The organism is Xanthomonas albilineans, assembly GCF_002939705.1.
GTDB classification, from domain to species: Bacteria; Pseudomonadota; Gammaproteobacteria; order Xanthomonadales; family Xanthomonadaceae; genus Xanthomonas_A; species Xanthomonas_A albilineans.
On the sequence record NZ_MDCB01000013.1, the window covers coordinates 35,492 to 60,535 of the forward strand.

Annotated in this window: 16 protein-coding genes, 1 other RNA gene and 1 pseudogene; 8 read left to right on the plus strand and 10 right to left on the minus strand. The window is 63.2% G+C overall.

The window, feature by feature from the left end; genetic code table 11:
• Positions 1-5: 5 nt before the first annotated feature.
• On the minus strand, positions 6-2,885 hold the full coding sequence (locus XalbCFBP2523_RS12010) for a ligand-binding sensor domain-containing diguanylate cyclase (RefSeq protein WP_230599023.1): 2,880 nt from the start codon (positions 2,883-2,885) through the stop codon (positions 6-8).
• Between the two features lie 515 nt (positions 2,886-3,400).
• Between XalbCFBP2523_RS12010 and XalbCFBP2523_RS12015 the strand changes: the two genes are divergently transcribed.
• From XalbCFBP2523_RS12015 to XalbCFBP2523_RS12025, 3 genes are all read left to right on the plus strand, one after another.
• Positions 3,401-3,991 carry a TetR/AcrR family transcriptional regulator gene (locus XalbCFBP2523_RS12015; RefSeq protein ID WP_045764312.1) on the plus strand — a complete coding sequence of 197 codons (591 nt, stop codon included), beginning with the start codon at positions 3,401-3,403 and terminating at the stop codon, positions 3,989-3,991.
• 135 nt (positions 3,992-4,126) lie between these two features.
• The gene (locus XalbCFBP2523_RS12020) at positions 4,127-4,789 is read left to right on the plus strand and encodes a protein-L-isoaspartate O-methyltransferase family protein (protein WP_045765367.1); all 663 of its coding nucleotides are present in this window, start codon (positions 4,127-4,129) and stop codon (positions 4,787-4,789) included.
• A gap of 18 nt (positions 4,790-4,807) precedes the next feature.
• Positions 4,808-6,172, plus strand: coding sequence for a TolC family outer membrane protein (locus XalbCFBP2523_RS12025; protein ID WP_045765366.1), 1,365 nt, complete (start codon positions 4,808-4,810; stop codon positions 6,170-6,172).
• 117 nt (positions 6,173-6,289) lie between these two features.
• Here XalbCFBP2523_RS12025 and waaA read toward each other — a convergent pair whose 3' ends face one another.
• Positions 6,290-7,627, minus strand: a complete 1,338-nt coding sequence (gene waaA / locus XalbCFBP2523_RS12030; RefSeq protein WP_045766631.1) for a lipid IV(A) 3-deoxy-D-manno-octulosonic acid transferase — start codon at positions 7,625-7,627, stop codon at positions 6,290-6,292.
• Between the two features lie 80 nt (positions 7,628-7,707).
• Between waaA and XalbCFBP2523_RS12035 the strand changes: the two genes are divergently transcribed.
• A complete protein-coding gene (locus XalbCFBP2523_RS12035) occupies positions 7,708-8,652 on the plus strand; it encodes an LpxL/LpxP family Kdo(2)-lipid IV(A) lauroyl/palmitoleoyl acyltransferase (RefSeq protein WP_045765365.1) in 945 nt (314 codons plus the stop codon).
• Between the two features lie 7 nt (positions 8,653-8,659).
• Here the strand turns inward: XalbCFBP2523_RS12035 and XalbCFBP2523_RS12040 are convergent, their stop codons facing one another.
• From XalbCFBP2523_RS12040 to XalbCFBP2523_RS12050, 3 genes are read right to left on the minus strand one after another with little or no spacing between them, the layout of a single operon-like run.
• A complete protein-coding gene (locus tag XalbCFBP2523_RS12040; RefSeq protein ID WP_045765364.1) occupies positions 8,660-10,018 on the minus strand; it encodes an O-antigen ligase family protein in 1,359 nt (452 codons plus the stop codon).
• On the minus strand, positions 9,999-11,114 hold the full coding sequence (locus XalbCFBP2523_RS12045; RefSeq protein ID WP_045758748.1) for a glycosyltransferase: 1,116 nt from the start codon (positions 11,112-11,114) through the stop codon (positions 9,999-10,001). The genes XalbCFBP2523_RS12040 and XalbCFBP2523_RS12045 overlap by 20 nt, the downstream gene beginning before the upstream one ends.
• An 11-nt stretch (positions 11,115-11,125) precedes the next feature.
• Positions 11,126-11,323, minus strand: a complete 198-nt coding sequence (locus XalbCFBP2523_RS12050) for a zinc-finger domain-containing protein (RefSeq protein WP_012915270.1) — start codon at positions 11,321-11,323, stop codon at positions 11,126-11,128.
• A 184-nt stretch (positions 11,324-11,507) separates the two neighbouring features.
• On the opposite strand from XalbCFBP2523_RS12050, the gene XalbCFBP2523_RS12055 reads away from it, so the two are divergent.
• On the plus strand, positions 11,508-11,771 hold the full coding sequence (locus tag XalbCFBP2523_RS12055; protein ID WP_230598591.1) for a helix-turn-helix domain-containing protein: 264 nt from the start codon (positions 11,508-11,510) through the stop codon (positions 11,769-11,771).
• A gap of 185 nt (positions 11,772-11,956) precedes the next feature.
• On the opposite strand, the pseudogene XalbCFBP2523_RS17420 reads toward XalbCFBP2523_RS12055, so the two are convergent.
• The 4 genes and pseudogenes from XalbCFBP2523_RS17420 to XalbCFBP2523_RS12075 form a co-directional block, all read right to left on the minus strand.
• Positions 11,957-12,386 (minus strand): annotated as a pseudogene (locus XalbCFBP2523_RS17420) (peptidase domain-containing ABC transporter); the annotation flags it as partial.
• Positions 12,387-12,583: 197 nt separating this feature from the next.
• Complete coding sequence (locus tag XalbCFBP2523_RS12065; RefSeq protein ID WP_045760467.1) at positions 12,584-14,875, minus strand: NADP-dependent malic enzyme; 2,292 nt, start codon at positions 14,873-14,875, stop codon at positions 12,584-12,586.
• A 138-nt stretch (positions 14,876-15,013) separates the two neighbouring features.
• Positions 15,014-15,089: non-coding RNA, sX9 sRNA (locus XalbCFBP2523_RS12070), on the minus strand.
• Positions 15,090-15,150: 61 nt separating this feature from the next.
• The gene (locus XalbCFBP2523_RS12075; RefSeq protein WP_045765362.1) at positions 15,151-16,497 is read right to left on the minus strand and encodes a dicarboxylate/amino acid:cation symporter; all 1,347 of its coding nucleotides are present in this window, start codon (positions 16,495-16,497) and stop codon (positions 15,151-15,153) included.
• Positions 16,498-16,936: 439 nt separating this feature from the next.
• Between XalbCFBP2523_RS12075 and XalbCFBP2523_RS12080 the strand changes: the two genes are divergently transcribed.
• Together XalbCFBP2523_RS12080 and XalbCFBP2523_RS12085 are read left to right on the plus strand one after the other, a co-directional pair.
• A complete protein-coding gene (locus XalbCFBP2523_RS12080; RefSeq protein ID WP_045760466.1) occupies positions 16,937-18,112 on the plus strand; it encodes an OprO/OprP family phosphate-selective porin in 1,176 nt (391 codons plus the stop codon).
• Between the two features lie 127 nt (positions 18,113-18,239).
• Positions 18,240-20,897, plus strand: coding sequence for a hybrid sensor histidine kinase/response regulator (locus XalbCFBP2523_RS12085; RefSeq protein ID WP_045765361.1), 2,658 nt, complete (start codon positions 18,240-18,242; stop codon positions 20,895-20,897).
• 158 nt (positions 20,898-21,055) lie between these two features.
• Here XalbCFBP2523_RS12085 and XalbCFBP2523_RS12090 read toward each other — a convergent pair whose 3' ends face one another.
• Positions 21,056-21,694 (minus strand): LuxR C-terminal-related transcriptional regulator, encoded by a 639-nt coding sequence (locus XalbCFBP2523_RS12090; protein ID WP_045765360.1) that lies wholly within the window; start codon positions 21,692-21,694, stop codon positions 21,056-21,058.
• Positions 21,695-21,775: 81 nt separating this feature from the next.
• Between XalbCFBP2523_RS12090 and XalbCFBP2523_RS12095 the strand changes: the two genes are divergently transcribed.
• Positions 21,776-24,889: a ligand-binding sensor domain-containing diguanylate cyclase gene (locus XalbCFBP2523_RS12095; protein WP_080928046.1), complete on the plus strand. Its 3,114-nt coding sequence runs from the start codon at positions 21,776-21,778 to the stop codon at positions 24,887-24,889.
• The last annotated feature ends 155 nt before the right edge of the window (positions 24,890-25,044 follow it).

Below are 25,044 nucleotides of genomic sequence, written 5' to 3' on the forward strand. Positions count from 1 at the left end.
GAGTTCTAGCCAATCACCCGATCGCGGCCTTCGTGCTTGGCTTGGTACAGATGCTTATCGGCCTGTAACAACAGGTCGCGGCGTGTACGCAAGGTCGGCGAGAGACAGGCGAAACCGATGCTGGCGGTGAATTGCACGACGCATCCATCCTCGTCCTGCAGGGTGAGGGCGGCGAAACGCCCCCTGAGGGTATCCAAACATGCCAATGCCTGTTCGCGATCCAGCCCAGGCAGCACCAACAGAAACTCCTCGCCGCCATGACGGGCCGCGAAGGCATTATCGCCCAGGGCAACGCGTAGCAAATCGCCGACCCGGCGCAACACCTCGTCGCCGATCTCGTGGCCGTAAGCGTCGTTGATCTTCTTGAAGTAATCGATGTCAAGCAACGCTACACACAGTGTTGTAGACGCGGCCATGGCCTGCTCCAACGCTGCGGTGAGATAGGGTTCGGCGGTATGCCGATTCGGCAAGCCGGTCAACGCATCGTGGCCAGCCTGATAAGCAAGCTTGCGCACCAATTCGTCACGTTCGCGATTGGCCGCCGTCAGCGCCATATTATTCGCCCGCAACTCGTGAGTGCGATCCGCAATGATCGCATTGAGGCGGCGTTGACGGCGCCGATGACGATAAGTACGGCCGTGATACCACCACAGCAACAAACCGGTGACACTCATTGATGCGAACAGCACGAACGGCCAACGCTGCCAGAACGGCGGCACGAGTTGCAGGGGGAACGAGACGCTGCCGATCCGTTCGCTGCGCGACCAATCCAGCGGACTGATGATCGCCTGCACCTCCATGCGATAATCGCCCGGCGGCAGGTTGGTATAAACCGCTTCTTCGTTGCTACCAGCATCGATCCATTGGCGATCGAAACCATACAGGCGATAGCGGTAACGGACCTTGTCGGGAGAGCGGAAACTCAGCCCGGCGTAGCGAATCGCCAACCGCGCGACACTCCCATGCAAGATGTAATTCCTGTGCAAGGCCAGTGGTTTGCCGTTGACCTGCAGGCTCTCGATCATCAACGGCGGCGGGCGCACGCTGCGCAGTCCAGGCAGCGTCGGATCGATCAATCCCAGGCCAGCGGAGGTCGGGATCAACAGCGTCCCGTCGCGGCTGCGCCAGCCCGCCGGCGCACTACTACCGTTGACCTGACTGCCCGGCATGCCATCGCTGCGGTCGAGTACGTCCACCACTAGCTTCGTGCGCTGGCCAGCATCCAATTGCCCCAGATCGGCACGCGGAATACGCAACACACCCAAGTTACTGGTCGCCCATATATTGCCGCGTTTGTCATCGATAAGCCGGAACAACTTATCGCGCGGCAGACCAACCCGATGATCGTAGAGATGGAACAGCCCGCCGCTTCGCCGCAGCAAGCCATGATCGCTGGCGATCCAGAGGGTGCCATCGGGATCTTCGAGAAAATCGAACGCATTCTGCGCCTGAAATCCACTGCCGCTCGGGATGCCCTTCAGCACACCATCGGCCGACATTGTCGCGATGCCCTGGTTGGTCCCGATCCACAGCACACCGACGTGATCACGGTACAGGGTTTGCACATGCGATCCAGGCAATCCATCGGCGGTGCCGTAGGCGCGCATATAGGCCCCCTTGCGATACAGCAGGCCGTCATTGCTACCGATCCACAGGCCACCGTCGGCATCGGGCAGCACTGCCCGCACCATCGTCTTAGGAACCCCAGCCTCGACACCAAGGCGTTGCCTGATCGATCCATCGGCCGATAACAACACCACGCCTTGGCTATCGGTGCCGACCCACATGCCGCCATCCTTGGTCGGTGCCAGCGCCAACGCCGCTGGATCTCGACCAGGCCGATCGCCGATGCGCAACGCGCGGATGCGGCCGTGCTGCCAAAGGTCGAGTCCGGCCGCGTGGCCGATCCAGATAGCGCCATCGGGGCTTTGCCGGACCACGCGCACATAATCGCTCCCCAATCCATCGTGTCGGGTCAGACCACCGGCATCGCCCTTGGCGACGCGGTACAGACCATCGCTGCTGCCTGCCCAAATCAGACCTTCGCGATCCTCGATCAAGGTCGCGCCGAAGACACCGGAGATCGACAGAACCTGCGCATTGCCCCCACCCGGCAAACCCCGCAGCAGTTGCCCGTTGGACAGGGTCATCCAGAGTTGGTTCTCTTGGTCCTGCAACGCGGCCACGACACGTTCGCCCCGCTGTAGCCATTGCACGTCACCACCGGCACTGCGCCAGAACAGACCCACATCGGTGGAGATCAGCAGCCCGCCCTTGCGGTCGCGCGCCAAGTTGCGGATCGACGCTGTCTGCATCGCCGTGCTACCCCAGCGGTATGCCGAGGCAGTCGCCGAGGACAGCCGGAATAGACCCTGCGATGTGCCCACCAACAACCCATCACCGTCCTGCAACAAACACACAACCTTGATATTGCGCAGACCAGCACGAGTGCCGACATCGATCAAACGGCCATCGCGCTCGATCCGGAACAGGCCATCCTCGTTGCCGACCCACACTGCGCCATCGGCATCGCGCAATATGAATTCCGCGCGCAGCTGCTGCGCGCGCGCGTCGCCCAGATGTTGCCACCGCCCCGCGACGTAGCGGAACACTCCGTTATAGGCGGTGCCGACCAGCACGCTGCCATCGGACTCGGCCACGACCGAGAACACGCTCGACAGCTCCATACCTGGCGTATTTTGCCGGTCGAACGAGGTAAAGGTGCGGCCATCGAAACGTGCCACGCCTTCCCAGGTGGCGACCCAAATCATGCCATCACGGTCCTGCACCAGACCGTGCACCAGGTTGTGCGGCAGCCCCTCCTCCATGGTCCAGCGTGCGATCACCGGACGATTGAGTACCTCGCGCTCAGTCAGCAACGGCACCGACTGCGCAGGTATGGTTGCGATTGCGGGTGCGCACAGGGTGCACAGCAGCAACAACAAAAGGCGCGAACCCAGCGTCACACAACGGCGGGTCGCGCACGCACGGATGCGTGCGCGATTTTGATGAAGCCGTTGCCCCTGTTCCATTACATTCCGAATCGCACCAGCAACGGCGCTCGGCACCCCATATGGCAAGCCGACTAATCTATCACCGAGCACTCAACGCCAATGTCAGGATATTCCTGACTTGGGCAGTAGACCGTACGACATTTATTCAGCACGGGGATCGAAGTGCGCCATAGGCGACACATCGCGCCGCCCTGGCGATTCCAACAAGTTAAGCAGGACAGATGAACCGTAGCCATCCATGTCCCATTATCAAAATAATGAACCCGACGGCATAGCATATATATCGAACCGACTGGTATAGTATTATCACTATGGTCCGCCAATCGTCCGCTGCACACTCACCCAAGCCTTCCTCACGTCCTGCCGGGCCAGGACGTCCCAAGGACATGGGCAAGCGTGCCGCGATCCTGGAAGCAGCCATGCACATGTTCACCGAACTGGGCTTCGGCCGGGTCAGCATGGACGGCATCGCTGCCCGTGCCGGCGTCTCCAAGCTAACCGTCTACAGTCACTACGGCGACAAGGAGACCCTGTTCGCCGAGGCGGTGCGTGCGCAATGCCAGACGCTGCTGCCCGACGACCTGTTCGGTCATCCGCTGAAAGGTCCGCTGCGCACGCAATTGATGGAGATCGGCCTAGCCTACTTCGCGATGATCAGCAGCGAGGATGCGATGGCCACCCATCGCATGATGCTGAGCCCGGGCACCGGCGACGAGCACGTCCGCGAGATGTTCTGGAACGCCGGCCCCAAACGCACCCGACAGGATCTGGCGCAATTACTCCAAGCGCACGCGGCGGCCGGCGAACTGGAGATCGCCGATCTGGGCTTGGCCGCCTCGCAGTTCTTCTGCCTGGTCAGGGGCGAACTGCTCACGCTGATGATGTGCGGCCTGTGCCGCGACCCCAGCCCGGCGCAGATCCAGGCCCACGTCCAGGCCAGCGTCGACTTTTTCCTGCGCGCCTATGCAGTGCGCTGAGTCCACGCTACGGGCGTGGCCCGGTACCGATGACTTCCGGCACTGCGCGCCGCGCTGTCCCGACGGCGATGCTGCGGCATACGCCCAGCCTCCCCGCCAGCTAAAATGCGCGCCCCTCTGCGTTGGATGCCCGAAATGACGATCGACTACTCCCAAGCCCGCGAAAAAATGGTTGAACAGCAGATCCGTCCTTGGGACGTGCTCGACCTGCGCGTGCTCGACGTGTTGTCGCGGCTGCCGCGCGAGACTTTCGTGCCGCACAGCCACCGCGCCGTCGCTTATGCCGACCTGGAGATTCCGTTGGGCCACGGCCAGTACATGATGAAGCCGGTCATCGAGGGCCGCATGCTGCAAGCGCTGGACCTGCAGGCGGGCGAGGACGTACTGGAAATCGGCACTGGCAGCGGCTTCGTCAGCGCGTGCCTAGGCGAACTGGGCCGCGAGGTGGTGAGCCTGGAGATCGAAGCCGCCCTGGCCGCGACCGCACGCGCCAACCTCGATGCCGCCGGACTGGGGAGCAATATTCGCATCGAGACCGCCGACGCATTGACCTGGACCCCAGGCGAGCGACGCTTCGACGCGATCTGCGTGACCGCCGCGGTCACCGAGATTCCGGCACAGTTTCTCTCCTGGCTGCGCCCGGGCGGACGCCTGTTCGCCATCTGCGGTCGCGCCCCGGTCATGGAAGCGGTAAGGATCCACGCCAACGCCGGCACGCCACGCACGGAATCGCTGTTCGAAACCGACTTGGCGTATTACCTGCGCGGCGCCGCGCCAGTTCCTCAGTTCACATTCTGATCCATCAAGGAAGCCGCAATGATCCGCCGATCCCTCGTTCTGGCACTGGCTGTCGCGTTGTCTCCGTTGGCCGCCAACGCCACGGACCTATTGCAAGTCTACGAAATGGCCCGCAACAGCGACCCACAGCTGGCCTCGGCGGAATCGACCCGTCTGTACGACAAGGAAGGCGCTGTGCAGGCGCGCGCGGCACTGCTGCCACAGATCAACGGTGGTGCCTCACTGCAGCGCAGCCATAGCGAGATCGAGCGTGGCACCGGCGAACTGGCGGGCACCAGCAAGAGCCGTAGCTACAACCTCCAGGGTCAGCAGACCCTGGTCAATTTCGCGCAGTTCTCCAACCTGCGCGCGCAAAAAGCGCGTAGCCTGGCAGCGGACTACACGCTGGAATCGGCCAAGGACGAGCTGATCGTGCGCACCTCGGCGGCCTACTTCAACGTGCTCGTTGCGATCGAGTCGCTGGTCGCGGCACAGACCAACGAAGCCGCCGCCAAAAAACAATTCGACTACGCCAACAAGCGCCTGGAAGTCGGCCTGGCACCGATCACCGACGTGCACGAAGCCCGTGCCCAGTACGACCAGGCCCGCGCCGACACGATCAGCTCGCGCAACTCGCTACAGGACCTGTACCAGGCGCTGACCGAGATCACCGGACAGCCGGTGCACGACCTGCGCGCACTACCGGAGGACTTCCGTCCGCAACTGCCGCCCAGCAACGGCGACATCGACAGCATGATCGCCTCTGCGCTGGACAAGAATCCGTCGCTGCGCTCCTACAAGTACCAGGTACAGGCAGCCGAGTACAGCGTATCCACAGCACGTGCCGGGCACCTGCCGACGCTCAACCTGTCGGCCAGCGCCGGCCGCGACGCGAACTGGGGTAACGGCATCTCCGGCAACAACACGCCACGCAATGACAGCAACGTCATCGGCCTCACCCTGAACATCCCAATCTTCGCTGGCGGCGCCACTCAATCGTTGGTGCGCCAGGCCCTGGCGCAGCGCGACATTGCGCAAGACAACTACGAGTTGCAGAAGCGAGCACTCGACCGCAACACCCGCAATGCGTATCAGACAGTCCTCGCCGGGATCAGCGAAATCGAGGCGCGGCGTCTGGCGGTGGTCTCGGCGCAAGCCGCCTTCGACGCCTCGCAAGTCGGCCTGGAGGTGGGCACCCGCACCGTGCTGGACGTGGTGCAGAACCAGCGCACCCTGTATCAGGCACAACTGGCCTACGCGCAGGCGCGCTACAACTTCCTGCAGAACCGCCTCCTGCTGAACCAAGCGCTGGGAACGCTGAACGTGGCCGACGTGCAATCGATCAATGCGTTGCTGACGCAAAAAGCCGAATCCAAACTCGACCCCAGCAACAGTCCCCAGTAAACCCGACTGGCCGCAGGCACGCCAATCGTCCTACACGGTGGCCATTCGTTCGCGCGAGCATGTTGTGCCGATGCGACATGATGCGCTCGCCCTGCCATTCGCTACAGCGGACTGACCTCAGCCGCATGCCGCGAACGGGCCTGCTTCCGGTTCCACTGCGGCCACCGGCGGCAGATGCGGCGCAATCAACTGCAAGGTACGCTGCAGCGCGCCGCGACCATTCGCGACCAGCGCGTACCCGGCGTCGGCCATGTGCACGCGTGCGTCAGCATCGGCCAGTAGCCGCTGCAACGCGACGCACACTGCCGCCGCATCCTCGCAAATGACCAGCGCACCGGCTTCGCGCATACGCCGCGAAATCTCGGCGAAATTGTGCAGGTGCGGGCCGCTCACCGACGGCGTGCCGACAGCTGCCGGTTCCAGCAGGTTGTGCCCGCCGACAGGCTGCAGGCTGCCACCGACGAAGGCGACCTGGGCGCAGGCATAGAACGCCATCAACTCGCCCAGCGTATCGATCACGAACACATCGTCCTCGGTCCCCGGCCATTGCTGCTGACGGCGCGTGGACACCCGCCAGCCCTGGTCGCGCGCCAGCATCTCGACCTTGGCGAAGCGCTCAGGATGACGAGGCGCCCACAGCAACAGCAACCCCGGCCATTGCCTGCGTAACTGCCGGTGCATTTCGATCACCGCCGCCTCTTCGCCATCGTGGGTGCTGGCGGCAATCCATAGCGGACATATCGCAGGCACTCGCTCGCGAAACGCCGCGACAAACGCCGACAAGTCCGCAGGTGCGGCGATATCGAACTTCAGATTACCCAGCGCACATACCTGCTCCGCACCCGCCCCCAACTCGACGAAGCGCGCGGCATCCTCCTGCGACTGCGCCGCCACGCAGGTCACCGTGCGCAGCGCACGCCCGATCAGCGGTCGCAGCACCCGGTAGCCACGCAGCGAACGCGCCGATAGCCGCGCGTTGAGCACGTACACCGGAATACCGCGGTCGCGGCAACCGAACAGCATGTTCGGCCACAACTCGGTCTCCAGGATCAGCGCCAGACTGGGACGGAAGTGGCGCAGAAACCGACCGACACTGCCTGGCACGTCATACGGAAGATAGACATGCTCCAACGCGTCCCCCCATAGCGCGCGCACCCGCTCGGACCCAGTCGGGGTGATGGTGGTGATGACCCAGCGGATATCCGGACGCTGCGCGCGCAACGCATTGACCACCGGCGCGGCGACGTTGACCTCGCCCACCGACACCGCGTGCAACCACACCCGCGGACGGCCAAGGCTCTGCGGATACGCGGCATAACGCTCGTCCCAACGCTGGAAGTACTGACGCACACGAAAACCGCGCCAGATCAAGTGATAGACCGTGACCGGCAGCAGCAGATAGAGCACGGCCGAATACAGGCCACGCAGCAGCCGTTCGATGAAATCATTGCGCATCCGGACAGCATAGCCGGTTGCGCGCGGCTGGCGGCAGACGATGGCCGACGCCATCTTGCACGCCCGGCTACACTGACGCCATGTCCGATGTCGCCTCTGCTCCGTCCTCCTCCGCCACCCACGTCACCCCACCACCACGCACGCCGCGCCACTGGTCAACTTGGTTGCTACTGGGCCTGGCGCTGCTCGCCGCGCGCCTGCCCTGGTGCTTGCAGCGCGCACTGGGTCGCGGCATCGGTTGGCTCGCGCTGCGCCTGGCCGGCACCCGCCGCCACGCCGCCGCAACGAATCTGGCGCTGTGCTTTCCGGAGCAGAGCGACGCCTGGCGCGCGCACCTGCTGCGCGAGAGCTTCGATGCATTGGGCGTGGGGGTATTCGAGTTCGCCCGGGCCTGGTGGGGCAGCATCGCCCCGATGCGTTGCCACGCACGCATCGAGGGTTTGGAACACCTGCAACGGCTGCAAGCGCAGGGGCGCGGTGTCCTGCTGGTTTCCGGCCACTTCATGACCCTGGAGATCTGTGGCCGCCTGCTGTGCCAACACGTACCGCTGGCCGGCATGTACCGGCGCCACCGCAATCCGGTGTTCGAGTGGGCGGTCAAACGCGGTCGCCTGCGCTACGCCAGCGCCATGTTCGCCAACGAGGACCTGCGCGGCAGCATGCGCCACCTCAAGCGCGGCGGCATGCTGTGGTACGCGCCGGATCAGGACATGCGCGGCAAGGACACCGTCTTCGTGCCGTTCTTCGGCGTGCCTGCGGCCACCATCACCGCCACCCACCAGTTGGCGCGGCTCACCGGCTGCGCAGTCGTGCCGTTCTTCCACCATCGCGAGAGCGGCGATTACGTGCTGCGCATCGCGCCACCACTGGACAACTTCCCGTCCACCGACATCGTCGCCGACACCGCTCGGATCAATGCCGCGATCGAAGCGATGGTGCGCGCAGCGCCGGCGCAGTATCTGTGGATCCATCGCCGCTTCAAGCGCCAGCCCAATGGACGTAGTAGCGTCTACACACGCGATTGAGTCCCGCCTAGACCGACGCCACCGCATCCTCGGGATCCCCCGCATCGGGCTCCTTCGCCAAGAGCGCGCCGACGTACAAGCCGACCAGCAGCAACGCCAACGAACCCCAGAACGACGAATAGAACGCCAAGTGGGTGTTGAACGGAAACACCGTGATCAGCAACGCCTGCATCGCCGGCCGCGTGCGTTCGCGCGCTGCAACAGACGCATAACGCCAGGCCCGCCAGGCCTGGGCCGCACCGGCCAGCCAGAGCAGTAAGCCGATTACGCCGGTTTCGCTGAGCACCTCGAGCACGATCTGGTGGGCATGAAAGGCCGGTTCGCTGCCCCACTCACCGGGCTGGGTCGGAGTCGGATTGCAGGCGGCATAGGCCTCGCGGAAACCGCGTACGCCGACTCCGTCCAATGGATGCTGACGGATCATGCACCAGGAGGCAGCCCAGATCTGCGCACGGCCAGTCAATGCCGCATTGAGATCGGCCGGTTGCCCGCTGAACGCACGCGCGCTGCGCTCGAAGCGGTCATGCACCTGCGGCGACACAAGACCGAGCACGCCGGCCACCAACGCCGCAGCCACCCCGAGCACCAACAACTTGCGCGCGCCAAGCAAACCCCAGCCCGACAGCACCAGCAGCAGCGCATAGGTAATCCACGACGCACGTGATCCAGCCAACACCAGCACCACCCCCACCACCGTGGCAGCCAGCAACCACCCCCAGGCACCACCGCGACGCGCAGCCCCCCACAACAGAAATGGCGACACGCTCGCCAGGACCTGGCCGAATTTGAGGTTGCACGGGCCAAACACACCACTGAGACGATCGGCCGCCATGGCCTGTTGCAGCGTACACAGACCGTGGTGGCTGATCGCCCACTTCAACTGATCCATCGACCAGAACAGCGGACTGGTACCGCACAATGCCTGCACCAAGGCGTCCAGCGTCCAGATCGCGGCGATCACCCCCAGACCGTTGAACGTGAGGCGACGCCCGCGCGGCGTCGCCACCGCCATCGCGACCAACCACAAAAACGGCAAAAAGCGCAGATCCACCGCAGACTCGCGCAGCGCCAACGGCACGTCCACCGCGCCCAGCGCCGACAGCGGCTGCGGCAGCCAATAGGCCAGAAACAATAGCGTGGTCAGCGCCCAGGCCGGCCCGCTCAACAAGCCCGCACCACCACCACGGAAGCGGCTGTGCAGCAAACGCGCCAAGGTGACCAGCGCGCCCAGCGCCAGCACACTCGCGGCCAGACCCGGCGCCGGCCAAAGCGCGACGAAGATCAGCACCCAGACCGGTGCCCAATGCTCCCCGGATTCCGTTACAGGAGATGTGGACAAGGACCTCTCAGTGCCGGAGTTCGTCATAGATCGCCAGAGTACTGCGCTGCATCGCCTGCAGCGTATAGGGAATCACGGCCGGCAACGCCGGTGGCAACATCAGCAATTGGCGCGCGACCGCATGCAGCGCGACGGTATCGAAGGCGACCACTGCACCGCGAGGCTGCAATTGCGCCAGCAGTTCGCCGACCCCACCGTGCGCCCAACCCAGTACTGGCCGACCCACCGCCAGCGCCTCGACCACGGTGCGACCGAATGCCTCTGGCTTGCGCGACAATTGCAGCACCAGATCGCTGGCGGCATAGGCTTCGGCGATGCGCGCGGTCGGCGCGGTAAACGCGACCGCATCGGCGACGCCCAGCGCGGTCGCCTCGGCCTCCAATTCGCGCACATAGGCCTCGCGCCCCGGTTCGCGCGACCCGGGCAACCACAATCGCACATCGTCGCCCTCGCCACGCAGCGCCGCCAGCAGCCGCAACGCATCGGCATGGCCCTTCAGCCTTGTCCCCCGACCCGGGAGCAACAGTAGCGGACCGGGATGACCCGCGAGTGCGGGTGCCTGCGTCGCGGCCCAGGCGCGCGCATCCGGGTCCGGCGCGGGCCGACGCGGAAACTGCGCCGGGTCGATGCCGCGCGGAATCACCCGTAGCCGCGCCGGATCGGTCTGTGCATAGTGGTGCAGCACGTAGCCGCGTACCGTGTCGGATACGCAGATCACGCGCTCGCCACGGGTCATCACCGCGCTGTAGCGGCTGGGCGAATTGAGTCCATGTACCGTAGTGACGAAGCGTGGACGCTGCACCGTCGGCATTCCGCGCAGCGCATGCCAGCCGAGCCAGGCCGGCAATCTTGAACGGGCATGCACGATGTCGACACGCTCCCGCGCGAACAGGCGCCGCAGCGTCGACACGTGGCGCAGCGTCAGCAGCGACTTGCGCCCGATGTCCAAAGCCAGATGTTCGGCACCGGCAGCGGCCAACGCCGGCAACAGCCGCCCCCCCGCAGACACCACCAGCGCACGATGCCCGGCAGCCACCAGGGCTTGGGCGATTTCCAGCGTGGAGCGCTCCACGCCACCGGACTCCAGCGCCGGCAGCAGTTGCACCACGGTCAGACGGTGCATCGCACCATCGATCAATCGACCAGCACGAAGACCGAACCGCAATACGGACATTTGGCCTGGCGGTCGGCCGCGTCCTGAATCGGCAGGTAGACGCGCGGATGCGAGTTCCACAGCGCCATTTCCGGGGTCGGACAGCACAGCGGCAGGTCGGCGCGGCGCACCTCGTAGCGCGTCTGGGCATTGGCGGGCACGGTGGCGGTCTGGCTCATGGCAATGGGGACACATCGATAGATGAAGCGCAATTCTAGCAGCCCCCCCAGGGGGCGGGCGGGTTGCTGCAGCCGGCAGCCCCCCCCCCTCGCCCCCCTCCTCTCGACCAACATGCTTGATGCGGAACGAAGGCAACACTATGCTGACGCGACGCGGCGCCGATATGCCGCTTCGAGGTGTTCTGTGGATATAGGTGTGCGATTGATGCAGGCGCGGCGAAATGCAGGCTTCACTCTGCGCGAGCTTGCCGCCTTGTTGGGCGTGGCGCATAGCACCCTTGGTCACTGGGAGAACAACCGTTCTGTCCCCAATGCCAGGCATTTGTTGAAGATCGCCGAACTTACCGGCGTTGACGCTTATGTGTTGCTAACTGGCAAGCCCTCCAAGCTGAACCAAAACGACAGCGACAATCTGCCGTTGCCTGCTGGCAGCAAGCGTCTGGCCTGAAATGACTGGGCGCCGTGACAACGCCGCCACGCTTCGGCGTGGCGGCGCAGTCTTTTGACGGGCGTCACAAAAACGCTCAGCCCAGTTGCCCCACATCGGCGCTTGTCTGATAGCCGACGCTTGGGAAGTGCATTCCTGCGGCGCTTGCAGCCTCGGCCTGCTTAGCTTGAGCGCACTGTCAGAAGTCAAACCCACGCCTGCAGGTAATGTGACACCTGTGGCTGCATCTCATACACGATACGCCCCTGCTCCATTGTCAGCACGCGGTCAGCGCTGGCGATGGTCTATGGGCGACGACCACCTTAGATCAACAACTGCAACTGCCTCACGGCCTACTTGCCCAGGCACTCGCACTTGGCATGTCAATGGCGAGTTACCTTATGCAGAAACAATAATTCCGGCTGTCGGGACAGTGCACGAGCGAGGATCACTCGCTGCTTTTGCCGACACCAAAGTGCCCCCCCCCATATCGCCGATCAAACCGTGATATCCCATTGGCATCGCCGCTATGTCGTCGTGCACTGCCGCCAAGTGCATCACTGCCTGCATGCACCCAAAGTCGAAGGTAGGATCGAAGAAACTGATAGTGTCGGCAATGCTGTCGGCGAACAGCTTAAACTCAACTTCCATGCGCAACACCTCGCAATCACATGGAGCATTGCACTTGGAGTTTGAGCCTAAGAACTGTCAATCCGTGGAGAGCGATCCAGTCCAATATCGACGACCAACACTATTCGCCTCCCCGCATTCGCTAGCTTGTAGACAAGGAAAAAACCATGCGACCTACCGGCGAATCTGCCTTTGAAGAGAAATCAACCAATCTTCTCCGCCTCAATCTGTTTGCGGATCTGCGCATCGACAGCCGCGATCGCGGTCATATTCATCACCCGGCGCGCGGTGGCGCTGGTGGTGAGGATATGCACCGGCTTGGAAATGCCCATCAAAATCGGCCCAATCGCCACGCCCTCGGTGAAAACGCGCACCAGATTGTAGGCAATATTGGCCGCTTCCAGATTCGGCAGCACGAACAGATTAGCGCGCCCCTTGAGCGTGCTATTGGGCATGATTTGATTGCGTAATGCCTCGTCCCAGGCAGTGTCGCCCTGCATCTCGCCATCGATGTTGAGATCGGGCTTACGCTTGAGCAGTGCCTCCCGCACCTGACGCATCTTCAGCGCATCGCGCGAGTCGTGGCTGCCGAAGTTGGAATGCGACAGCAGCGCGATGTTCGGCTCGATGCCGAACAACTTCAGACGATAAGCGGCCTGCAGGGTGGCTTCGACGATCTGCTCCACGCTTGGGTCTTCCTGCACGTGGGTGTCCACGAAAAAGAATACACCCTGCTGGTTGATCATGCCGGTCATCGCCGAGGTGGAGCTGACCCGCGGCTCCAGCGGAATCACGCTACGCGCATAACCGAGTTTTTTATGGAAACGGCCGACCACGCCGGACAGCAACGCATCGGCTTCGCCGCGCGCGACCATCACCGCGGCGATCAGCGTCGGCCGCGAACGCATCAGCTCTTTTGCTGCGCTGACAGTCACCCCGCGCCGCTCGGTGAGCGCATGGTAGTACTGCCAGTAGTCGTTGAAACGCGGATCGTCATGGATGTTGGTGATCTCGAAATCCACGCCGGCGGTGATGCGCAGCCCCATGCGCTGGATGCGCGCCTCGATCACATCCGGTCGGCCGATCAGAATCGGGAACGCCAGACCTTCGTCGATCACGCTCTGCACCGCGCGCAGCACGACTTCCTCTTCGCCTTCGGCGTAGACCACGCGCTGTTTGTCGGCACGCGCGCGGTCATACAGCGGTTTCATCATCAGGCTGGTGCGGTAAACGAACTGGCTGAGCTTGTCGCGATAGGCCTGCATATCGGCAATCGGGCGCGTCGCCACACCCGAGTCCATCGCCGCCTGCGCCACCGCCGAGGACAGTTCGACCAGCAAACGTGGGTCCAGCGGCCTGGGAATCAGATAATCCGGGCCGAAACTCGGGGTCTCGCCCCCATAGGCCGCGCCGAGATCGGAGGCTTCGCGCCGCGCCATCCCCGCGATCGCCTTGACGCAGGCGATCTTCATTTCCTCGTTGATGCTCGTTGCGCCGGCGTCGAGCGCACCGCGAAACAGATAAGGGAAGCACAGCACATTATTGATTTGGTTCGGATAGTCCGAACGGCCGGTACCGATGATGGCGTCCGGGCGCACCGCCTTGGCCGCTTCCGGGGTGATTTCCGGATTGGGATTGGCAAGGGCGAAGATCACCGGTTGCGGTGCCATCGTCGCCACCATCTCCGGCGTGAGGATACCTGCCGCCGACAAGCCGAGAAAAATATCTGCGCCTTCGACGATTTCGGCCAGCGTACGCTTGTCGGTGTCGCGTGCGTAGCGCGCCTTGTCCGGATCCAGGTCGGTGCGGCCAGTGTGGATCACCCCATCGCGATCCAGCGCCAGGATATTTTCCGGCTTCAGGCCCAGCGACACCAGCATATCGACGCATGAGATGCCTGCCGCACCCATGCCGGTGGTGGCAAGTTTGACGTCCTCGATTTTCTTGCCGGTCACCACAAGTGCATTGAGCACCGCCGCGGCCACGGGGATCGCGGTGCCGTGCTGATCATCGTGACACACCGGGATCTTCATACGTTTGCGCAACTTGCGCTCGACGATGAAACATTCCGGCGCTTTGATGTCTTCCAGATTGATGCCGCCGAAAGTCGGTTCGAGGCTGGCGATAATATCGACCAGCTTGTCCGGGTCGTTCTCGTTGATCTCGATGTCGAACACGTCGATGCCGGCGAACTTCTGGAACAACACGCCTTTACCTTCCATCACTGGCTTGGAGGCCAGCGGCCCGATATTGCCCAGGCCCAACACCGCAGTGCCATTGCTGATGACCGCGACCAGATTGGCGCGCGCGGTCAGTTCGCTGGCCTGCTGCGGATCGGCGACGATGGCCTGGCAGGCGAACGCCACGCCCGGCGAGTAGGCCAAGGACAGGTCGCGCTGGGTCACCATGGGCTTGGTCGCGGCGACCTTGATCTTGCCCCGTGGCTCCTGGCGGTGATAGTCGAGTGCGGCCTGTTTGAAATCGTCGTTTGACATGGAGAGCTTCTTTTGTCGAAAGGCGCGAAGGAGCGGAATTCTACTCTGTGGACCTGCGCCGGAAAAAATGCGCAATGCCGATCATGCCCGCACATCGTGCACTGGCATCAATCAGCACAACGCGCCAAGCTTTAGAGTGGCTAACAAAACGTCGCGAGTCGCTGTCGGGTGGGCGCGTACAGCGCGCAGGAACCGCAGTGTACAGGTGGTACATCAGGATTCCGAGCACTGCCCGCGCCCTTCCGGCGGCGACGCAGTCGTCTTGTTAGCTACTCTTAGGCCACCGTCACCGGCAGGACGACGTCACCCGCGTCCAACGCAAGGCGCAGACGATCGCGATCCAACGCATTCTCCCAACGCGAGACCACCACGGTGGCCACCGCGTTGCCGATGAAGTTGGTCAACGAACGACACTCGCTCATGAAACGGTCCACGCCAAGAATCAGTGCCAAGCCGGCCATGGGCACTTCCGGCACCACCGCCAGGGTCGCCGCCAAAGTGATGAAACCCGCACCGGTCACGCCAGCTGCACCCTTGGAGCTAATCATCGCCACCAGCAACAAGGTGATCTGGTGACCAAGGGTCAACTCGGTGTTGGTCGCCTGCGCGATGAACAGCGCGGCCAGGGTCATGTAGATATTGGTGCCGTCGAGATTGAACGAATAGCCGGTGGGCACCACCAGGCCGACGACCGACTTCTCGCAGCCGGCATGCTCCATCTTTTCCATCAGCGACGGCAGTGCCGATTCGGACGAAGAAGTACCAAGCACCAGCAGCAGCTCCGACTTCAGATAGCGGATCAATTTGAAGATCGAAAACCCGCACAGGTGGGCCACTGCACCGAGAATCACCAACACGAATAGCAGTGCGGTGATGTAGAACGATCCGACCAACCAGGCAAGATTCACCAGCGACTGCACACCATGCTCGCCGATGGTGTAAGCGATCGCGCCGAACGCACCGATCGGCGCGGCCTTCATCAACAGATGCACCAGTTTGAACACCGGCGCGACCAAGGCATCGAGCAGCTTCAACACAGGCTTGCCGCGCTCGCCCACCAACGCCAGCGACACGCCGAACAACACCGCAACGAATAGCACTTGCAGGATGTTGGGACCGGCCAACTTGCCGTTGATCACTTGGTCGCCAGTAAAGGCCCCGATCAGCGAGTTGGGAATGATGTCCATCAAGAAGCCTGTCATGGTCAGTTGGTGCGACTGCTGCACGTAACTATCGACCTTGCTCTGGTCCAACGTCGCCAGATTGGCATTCATGCCCGCGCCGGGCTGCACCACATGCGCGACGATCATGCCCACCACCAGCGCCAGCGTGGAGAAAAATAGGAAATACACCATTGCCTTGACGAAGACCCGGCCCACCGTCTTCAACTGAGTCATCCCAGCGATACCGGTCACGATGGTCAGGAAGATCACCGGGGCGATGATCATCTTCACCAATTTGATGAATGCGTCAGCCAGCGGCTTGAGCTGTACGGCCCAGGCGGGATCAAGATGGCCGAGTACGGCACCGACGACAATGGCGAACAATACCTGAACGTATGTGTGCCGGTAGAACGGCACGGGCTGCGGCCCGCGACCTAGCGTGGGAAAGGGACTGTGCATCTGAACGCGCTCCGGAACGGTACGGCAACCCAACGCGGGTCGCGGAATGCAGCCTTTGTACGCGTCAACGCTGCGAAAGCAGATAACCCATTGGTCGTAGTCTTCGTTGCGGGCGCCGGCGGCGCAGGGGCGGTGTCCCCAAACGCTCACGGAAGCGGGACCACCCAGAAACCAGCATCGGCGTTCAGATATGTGCGCAGCCCCCTTTCGCCTGCACTTTCGCCACGACACGCCCCTTAAGTTAAATCATTCACACATGAATTGTGATCTTATCGTTAAAGAATGGCCGCCCACGACCGCTATTGCCTAGATGCAAGCCGTTATCGGGGACTACATCTCCCTCGATGGCAGCCTTTCATGCGTGGCCGCTCCCGTGTCGCATTGCGTCCTGACCGGGAACTGTGGCGCCTCTTTGACCTTAATCGAGACAACCTCCATCATGCGACACAGCCTCCTCTTCGCCGCACTGGGCCTGACCGCCGCCGCTCCCGCCATCGCCGCCAACGGCTTCGATGACTGGCCGACCAAGGTGACCTTCAGCGATGGCACCACGCTGGCTGCGGTCGGCACCTACCAGTACGACTGGAACACATTCTCCAACGACAACAGTCGCCTCCTGAAGAACAACCACACGTTCCGGCGCAAGGAATTCGGCGTCCATTTGAATAAGGACGGCGTATACGACGCGATGGTGGGCTTCGACTTCCAGTCCAAGCAGTGGCTGGACGTGTTCTTCGGCGTGGAGACCAAGGCGCTGTTCGGCAACAACTACGGCCACGTGCGCGTGGGCTACATCAAGGTGCTGGGTGGCCTGGAAGCGTTGACCAGCGGTGCTGCGGGCAGCTTCATGGAAGCCGCGCTCCCGGTACAGGCGATCTATCAGGGCCGCCGTACTGGCGCGGAATGGACCTTCGAGCAGCCGCAGTACCTGCTGCAGGCTGCCGTTTACGGCGGCAAAGACCTGCAGGGTCACAATCCCGGCACCACGCAGGCCGTCCATGCCGCGTGGACCCCGTTCAAGGCCGAAGGCGATGTCCTGCACCTGGGCCTGGTGTATTCGCAGGAAAATCCGCGCGGCTACCACAACGGCCTGAACGTGAGTTTCAGCCCGAGCGTGCGCCTGAATACACCGCCGGAAGTCGCGCTGACCCCTGTGAGCTTGGTTGATTCAGGCATCCTGACCGACGTCGACCAGATCCGCCGCACCGGGCTGGAAGCGCTGTGGATCAAGGGACCGTTCTCGCTGCAAGGCGAAGCGTTGCGTGCCGACGTAACCCGCACCAACAGCCTGCCCAACTACAGCGCAGACGGCCAGTACGTGTTCGCCAGCTATGTATTGACCGGCGAATCGCGCCCGTACAGCGCCGGCAACGTCGACATGGTCAAGCCGGCCAACGCCTACGGCGCGGTGGAAGTGCTGGCGCGCTACAGCCGTCTGGACCTGGACGACGGCAACGTGTTCGGCGGCCGCCAACACGATTGGACCTTCGGCGCCAACTGGTACCTGACCAACCACTTCAAATTCCAACTGAACTACGTGCGGGCCAATGCCGAACGCGCCGGCGTGCAATTCAAGCCGAACTCGGTGGACGTGCGCGCCCAAGTCCAGTTCTGATCCACCCCTCGCGAATACGGCGGTCCGGGCACGTACCGGACCGCCACGCGATCGCGCCTGCGACACGGCGGACACCGCGTCGCACGCCAGCTAAGCTGATGCGGAACTGGTCATCGCCTTTCTCCGCATGTCGTTCTTCTTGCAACACCGCCACCGCATCCTGCTACTGAGCTTCATCGTCGGCGCAATGGCGCTGGTCATGCTGTCGGCGCAGCACTTGGCCGAACAGCGTGCAAGACGTAGCGAAAGCCTGCAACTGCACCAGCAGTTGGAGTTGTATGCGCAATCACTGCAACAACGCATCGAGCGCTATCGGACCATAGCGCAGGTACTGGCACTGGACCCGGAGTTGCGCAACGCGCTGAAGCAGCCGCTGAGTCCGGCCACGCAGCGACAGTTGAATCTGAAGCTGGAACGCGCCAACACCGTCACCCGCTCATCGACGCTGACCCTGATCGATACCGCTGGCCTCGCCCTGGCCGCCAGCAACTGGCGCTCTGCCAACAGCAACGTGGGTGCCGACTACGGCTTCCGGCCCTACGTGAAACAGGCGCTGACCCAAGGTAAAGGAGGCTTCTACGGCATCGGCATGACCACCAGCGTCCCAGGGTATTTCCTCTCGCAGGCGATCAAAGACGACGACGGACGAGTACTCGGCGTGATCGTCATCAAAATCGAGTTGGCCGCAATGGAGCGCGAATGGCGACGTTTGTCCGACGTGGTCCTGGTCAGCGACCGTCACGACATCGTCTTCCTGTCCAACCGCGATGTCTGGCGCTACCGTCAGTTACAGCCGCTCGGTGCACGCGAGCGCGACGAACTACTGGCCACCCGCCAGTACGCCCAGCAGCCCCTATTGTCGACGCAACGGTACGTACTGGATACGCTGGAGGACGGTAGCCAGGTGATACGCGTCGCCGTCCCCGCGCAACCGGCGCCACTGCTGTGGCAACGTATCGCGCTACCAGAGAACGGATGGCGGCTGCATTTACTGCACGACATCAGTGGTCCCCGTGCCGCCGGCCATGCTGCGGCACTGGCCGCAGGCGGCATCTGGCTAGCATTGGCATTGCTGGGACTGCTGTTCCAACAACACCAGCGTCTGGCGTGGTTGCGTCAGCGCAGCCGACAGGAACTGGAATCGCTGCTGCAACAGCATGCACACGAGCTCCACACCGCACAGGACGGCATCGTGCAAGCAGCACAACAGGCCGACACAGGACTCAGCCGCAGCCTGGAACACCTCCCACAAGGCGTGGTGATCATCGACACGCAACTGCGTCTTGTGGCATGGAATTCGCGCTACCTGGAAATCTTCCGCTTCCCGCCAGAGCTGATCTGCGTCGGCCGTCCGATCGAGGACGTCTTCCGCTACAACGCACGCCGTGGCTTGCTCGGCGCTGGCCCGGTGGAAGCGGCAATCCAACGCCGCCTGGACCACTTGCGCAGCGGTCGTCCGCACATGCGCGAGAGCGAGAAAGAAGACGGCACCGTATTGGAAATTCGTGGCAATCCGCTACCCGACGGTGGCTTCGTGACCAGCTATGCCGACATCACCAGCTACAAAAATGCCGCACGTGAACTACGCTCGTTAGCGAATGCACTCGAAAACCGCGTCGCCGAACGTACCCGCGACCTCGCCGCGGCCAAACGCGAGGCCGAGAACGCCAACCGCTACAAAACCCGCTTCGTCGCCGCGGCCGTCCACGACCTGTTGCAGCCGCTCAACGCCGCGCGCATGTTTGTCTCGGCGCTACGCGGCAAGCTGCACGACACCGGCGCGCGGCAAATCGTCGACCATGTCGACAACGCACTGGTGGCGCAAGACGCGATCCTCAATAGCCTTCTGGACATCTCGCGACTGGAATCGGGCACGCTGAAGACTCAGGTGCAGGACATCGCACTGGACCCGCTACTGCAAGCGCTGACACACGAATTCGGCATTCTGGCCGAGGACCGCGGCCTGCGCCTGAACTACGTGTCAAGCCGGGCCACGGTACGCAGCGACGCGACCCTACTGCGACGCATCCTGCAAAATTTCCTGTCCAATGCGCTGCGCTACACCCCAAGCGGATCCGTTCTGCTTGGCTGCCGACGCGATGGTGCCAACCTGCGCATCGAAGTCCACGATCAGGGCCCAGGCATCCCCGATGCGTTGCATCAAGAGATCTTCGAAGAGTTCCGACGGCTCGGCGACGGCGTCGCCCAGGATCGCGGCGCCGGGCTGGGCCTGGCGATCGTGGAACGCATCGGACGCCTGCTCGGGCACCCCATCAGCCTACGCTCGCAGCTGGGCCGTGGCAGCGTGTTCGCCGTCACCGTGCCGCTGGGCGATGCCGCGGCCATGACGCAACCGCAGGCACCGGCCGCAGTGGCCAGCGACAACGGCGACGATCCTATCCTGCACGGCTGCAGGGTCTGGTGCATCGACGATGATCCGCGTGTGTGCGAAGCCAACAGTGCCATGCTAACGCGCTGGGCGTGCCGAGTAGATCTGGCCGCCAGCCCGAAGCAAGCGCTGGCCGCGGCGCAACCGGTACACGTGCCAGAGCTGGTGCTGCTAGACATCCACATGGACGAACACGACGGACCGCCCCTGTTCGCGCAACTTTGCGCCCGCTGGCAGGCTGAACCACGCTTGATACTGGTCACTGGCGAAATGGACACGGCGTTGCGCGCACTCGCCCAGCAGAACGGCTGGGGCTTGCTGATCAAACCGGTACGCGCGCCAGCCTTACGCGCCCTGATGACGCAAATGCTGTTGCGACGCGGCCAGAGCATCTGATGAGATTTGGATTGGAATACGAGGACAATCGAAGACGATGCCATGCGGGCCGATCCCAACCCCCGACCGCGCACGTGAAGCAATCGACGCGTCGACATCGGCCAAGCAGGCAGTAGGCCTTGTCGATATACAGAGAATCCCTAGGCCGCAGCCACGGCTCAAACTTCACCTTCCGGCTCCAGCGCCTTGACCAGCAGCGCAGCCTGAGTACGACTGTGACATTCGAGCTTCTTCAAAATGCCCGTCACGTGGACCTTGACCGTGTTCTCAGCCAAACCCAGTGCGTAAGCGATCTGCTTGTTGAGCAGCCCATCGGCCAGGCACAGCAGTACCCGGAACTGTTGCGGCGTCAGTTGGGCCAGGCGGGCCGCCAACTGCGCATCGGCCTCCGAACGCGCGACTGTCAGCGGCGGGAACCAGGTGCCACCGTCGAACACCGCCGCCACCGCCACCCCGATGGTTTCGGCAGGAGACGACTTTGGAATGAATCCAGCGGCACCGAACTGCTGCGAGCGGCGGATCACGCGCGGATGGTCGTTAGAGGAAATGACCACCACCGGCACATCCGGACGCTCGCCACGCACGTGCAATAGCGCCGAGAAGCCACGCGCACCGGGCATCGCCAGATCCAGCAAGACGAGATCGACATCGGCATGCGCGGCCAGTGCAGCATCCAAGTTGGCGGCGCTGGCCGCCTCAACGACCTGGGCGCGCGGCAACGCCTGCCGCAATACATGCAACACCGCAGCACGAAACAAAGGGTGGTCGTCGGCGACCAGGATTGTGGGCCCATCCATGGGGGATAGTCTGACATGCGCATGGGCGGCAAGGCAGTAACGCACACTCAAGCCCGAGGTCATGCCGGCCGATAATGCGGCGTGAACGTATTTCTCTCCACACTGATCCGCTGTTTGTACGGCTGCCTGCCAGGACTGCTCTTGGCACCGGTTCCAGCCCTGGCTGGCAACGCGGCGACGCACAGCAGCCTGGAACACTTCGGTCTGGACGAGGGCCTGTCGCAACTGACGATCAATAGTTTGCAAAGCGACGACCAGGGATTCCTGTGGGTCGCCACCCAGGAAGGCTTGAACCGCTTCGACGGGCATCAGTTCCACACCTACCGACACGAGCTCAACGCCAACGAAAAGCAAAGCCTAGTCAGCAGCAGCATCGACAGCCTGGCCTTCGAATCGCGCGGCAAACGCCTATGGCTAGGCAGCAACGATGCCGGGCTGGAGGTAATCGACCTGACCACCTGGCACCGCCATCGGCTCAATACAACCGATGGACTGTCGCACAACCGCATCACCCGCATCCTGCTCGATGCCCAGGGCGGCGCATGGCTCGGCACCGAACGCGGCATCAATCACGTGGATGCCAGCGTCCGCCAGGTACGGCGACTGGGCAGCGATACATCTGTGGTGGGGCTGAACTGGATGCCGGATGGCAAACATGCCGTCGCGCTGGACCGAAGTTGCCGGCTGTGGCAACTGGGTCGCGACACCCTTCATGAACTGCCCGCGCCACGCGGCATCGACGAGTGCGTGGCGTTAAAGACCGGCCCGGAAGGGCTGTGGATCGCCTCGTCCAGAGGCGGGCTGTTCAAGCTCGACACACACGGTGCGGTGTTGGGACACTGGACCGTCGCGCAACTGCTGACCGAGGGCGGCGATCTCACCGCGCTGCTTCGACTCAATGACGGACGCATACTGGTCGGCACCAGCAATGCGATCGTCACGCAATTGCGTGCAGATGGCGGCGGGCCACAACGGCTGATCTTCGACAACCCTGTCCACAGCACCATCACTCGCTTCTATCAGTCCCCCGACGACACATTGTGGATCGGCACCTATACGGAGGGTTTGTATCGAGTGCGGCCATTGTCGGCGATGATCCGTAACGACGAGGAACATCTGAACGACACCAGCAACTGGCCCAGCACCAGCGTGCGCAGCATCTGGCGCGACGATGCGCGCATGCTCATCGGCACCGACCAAGGCTTGCTGATACGCGACAGCAAGGATGCCGCCTGGCGCATTCCGCCAGAACTGGCGAGCGCGGCGATCCGCGCGATCGTGGCCGATCGTGACGGATGGTGGCTGGGCACGCGCCACGGGCTCTGGCACCTGGATCACGGAGGTGAGTTGCGGCAGTTGAACGGACTGGCCGACGACCACATCAACGATCTGCTGCTCGAAGGTAATACCTTGTGGGTCGCCTCCCGCCGCGGGCTGAATCGCGTAGTCGCCGGCCGCGTGCAGGACGACCAACGCTGGGCCCCACTGGCAGGCCATCCCCTGACCCGGATTTATCGCGATGACGACAATACGCTGTGGATCGGCTGCAACGACTGTGGCCTATGGCGGATGCGCGGCGACCTCCCCGCCACGGCCTATCGTCCGCAGGGTGCAGGCATCTACCCCTCGGTCTGGTCACTGTACGCACGCAACAGGACGCTATGGGTAGGCACATTCTCCGGCGGTCTATACCAGATAGACCTGAAACGCGACACCGCGATCCGCTACAGCGACCGCGAAGGACTGAGCAGCAATGTCGTTTACACCATCCTGCCGGACCTGAAGGGACGACTGTGGCTGAGTACCAATAGCGGCTTGAGTGTGCTCGATCCCGCCACCGGAATCATTCAGAATCTGGGCGGACGCGACGGGCTGCCGAATCAGGAACACAACAGCGGCCGTGGCTACTGCGATCCGCAGGGCATGCTGTACTTCGGCGGCACCCAGGGTGTGGACGTGATCGATCCCAGCCTGCTGCCACTGCGCAGCCCACAGGCACGCGCGGCGCTGACCGATCTGCGCATACTCGATGCCAGCGAAGGCCATCATAACGGCGCGAATCAAACCGAGATCAACGTGGTCTATGCGCAGCACATCGCACTGGATTACCGCGACAACGTGTTCACCGTGGGGATGACCGCGATCGACTTCTCCGCGCCAGGCAACGCGCGCCTGCGCTATCGTGTGGATGGCCTGCAAAAGGGATGGGTGTATCCGCAGGGCGCGTACAGCGAATTCTCAGTCAGTCACCTACCGCCGGATCGTTACACGCTGGTGGTGCAGGCCGCCGGTCGCGACGGCCAGTTCGGCGCATCACGCGCACTGCAGATCGAAGTGCTACCGCCTCCATGGCGTCACCCGTTAGCCTATGCCGCATACGTGCTGCTGGGGCTAATCTTGATCGGCCTCGGGCTGCAACGGTTCCGCCGTACCGTCAACCGCGAACGCGACATGGTGGAACGCCTCAACCTCACTGTGGCCGAGCGCACGCGTCAGCTCGAACGCGCCAACCAGCAGTTACTGCAAAGCAATTCCCAACTGGAGGCCGTCACCCGCCTGGACCCGTTAACACGCGTGTCCAACCGCCGCGAACTGCAGGACTGGCTGGCACGCCAATGCCCCGCCCTACTGACCGCACTGGAAGACGGCAACAGCGGCGACGCCTTGTATTTCTTCATGATCGACATGGATAACTTCAAGCGCATCAACGACGACTACGGCCACCAGGTCGGCGATGCCGCACTCGTGCATTGCGCCGACAGCCTACGCACGCGCTGTGGCCAGCACGATCTGCTGGTGCGTTGGGGCGGCGAGGAGTTCATGCTCGTCACCCGTCTACCCCGCAACGGCGCTGCCGAAACGCTGGCCGAACAACTGCGTGAGGCGGTGGCAACGCACCGCCTCACACTACCCGAACGCGAACTGGCGATGACCTGCTCGATCGGCTACGCGCCTTGGCCATTCGTCGCCGCCTGGCCGACACTGGGCGACTGGGAACAAAGCGTGGGCCTGGCCGATCGCTGCCTCTACGCGGCCAAGGGCGCGGGCAAAAACGGATGGGTCGGTCTGGCCCCTGGACCAGCACCGGAGCGACCGCGCGTGCATGCGCTGTTGGCCGGCGGCGCTCCGGAAGAAATCGGCGACAACGTGCGTATCCTGCATTCCCCCGGGCGACTGCCGCGCTTCGCGCGCTGAGCGACCATACATGGTCGGATTCAGCACGGGCGACATGCGCGGCATGCGACCACGACGAGTCCGCAGAAACCGGACACGCTTGCGACGCGTCCAGATTGAATCGTCCCGGGTGACGGTCATGACAGCGCTGCACGACCCGGCTGGCATACACTGCA

Excerpts from the sequence above, each read along its gene's own strand:
- XalbCFBP2523_RS12020 (WP_045765367.1), top strand. The coding sequence starts at position 4,127 with ATGACGATCGACTACTCCCAAGCCCGCGAAAAAATGGTTGAACAGCAG.
- XalbCFBP2523_RS12090 (WP_045765360.1), bottom strand. The coding sequence starts at position 21,694 with ATGGATGGGCCCACAATCCTGGTCGCCGACGACCACCCTTTGTTTCGT.
- XalbCFBP2523_RS12075 (WP_045765362.1), bottom strand. The coding sequence starts at position 16,497 with ATGCACAGTCCCTTTCCCACGCTAGGTCGCGGGCCGCAGCCCGTGCCG.
- XalbCFBP2523_RS12080 (WP_045760466.1), top strand. The coding sequence starts at position 16,937 with ATGCGACACAGCCTCCTCTTCGCCGCACTGGGCCTGACCGCCGCCGCT.
- XalbCFBP2523_RS12085 (WP_045765361.1), top strand. The coding sequence starts at position 18,240 with ATGTCGTTCTTCTTGCAACACCGCCACCGCATCCTGCTACTGAGCTTC.
- XalbCFBP2523_RS12065 (WP_045760467.1), bottom strand. The coding sequence starts at position 14,875 with ATGTCAAACGACGATTTCAAACAGGCCGCACTCGACTATCACCGCCAG.
- XalbCFBP2523_RS12015 (WP_045764312.1), top strand. The coding sequence starts at position 3,401 with ATGGGCAAGCGTGCCGCGATCCTGGAAGCAGCCATGCACATGTTCACC.
- XalbCFBP2523_RS12040 (WP_045765364.1), bottom strand. The coding sequence starts at position 10,018 with ATGACGAACTCCGGCACTGAGAGGTCCTTGTCCACATCTCCTGTAACG.
- XalbCFBP2523_RS12050 (WP_012915270.1), bottom strand. The coding sequence starts at position 11,323 with ATGAGCCAGACCGCCACCGTGCCCGCCAATGCCCAGACGCGCTACGAG.
- XalbCFBP2523_RS12035 (WP_045765365.1), top strand. The coding sequence starts at position 7,708 with ATGTCCGATGTCGCCTCTGCTCCGTCCTCCTCCGCCACCCACGTCACC.
- XalbCFBP2523_RS12045 (WP_045758748.1), bottom strand. The coding sequence starts at position 11,114 with ATGCACCGTCTGACCGTGGTGCAACTGCTGCCGGCGCTGGAGTCCGGT.
- waaA (WP_045766631.1), bottom strand. The coding sequence starts at position 7,627 with ATGCGCAATGATTTCATCGAACGGCTGCTGCGTGGCCTGTATTCGGCC.
- XalbCFBP2523_RS12025 (WP_045765366.1), top strand. The coding sequence starts at position 4,808 with ATGATCCGCCGATCCCTCGTTCTGGCACTGGCTGTCGCGTTGTCTCCG.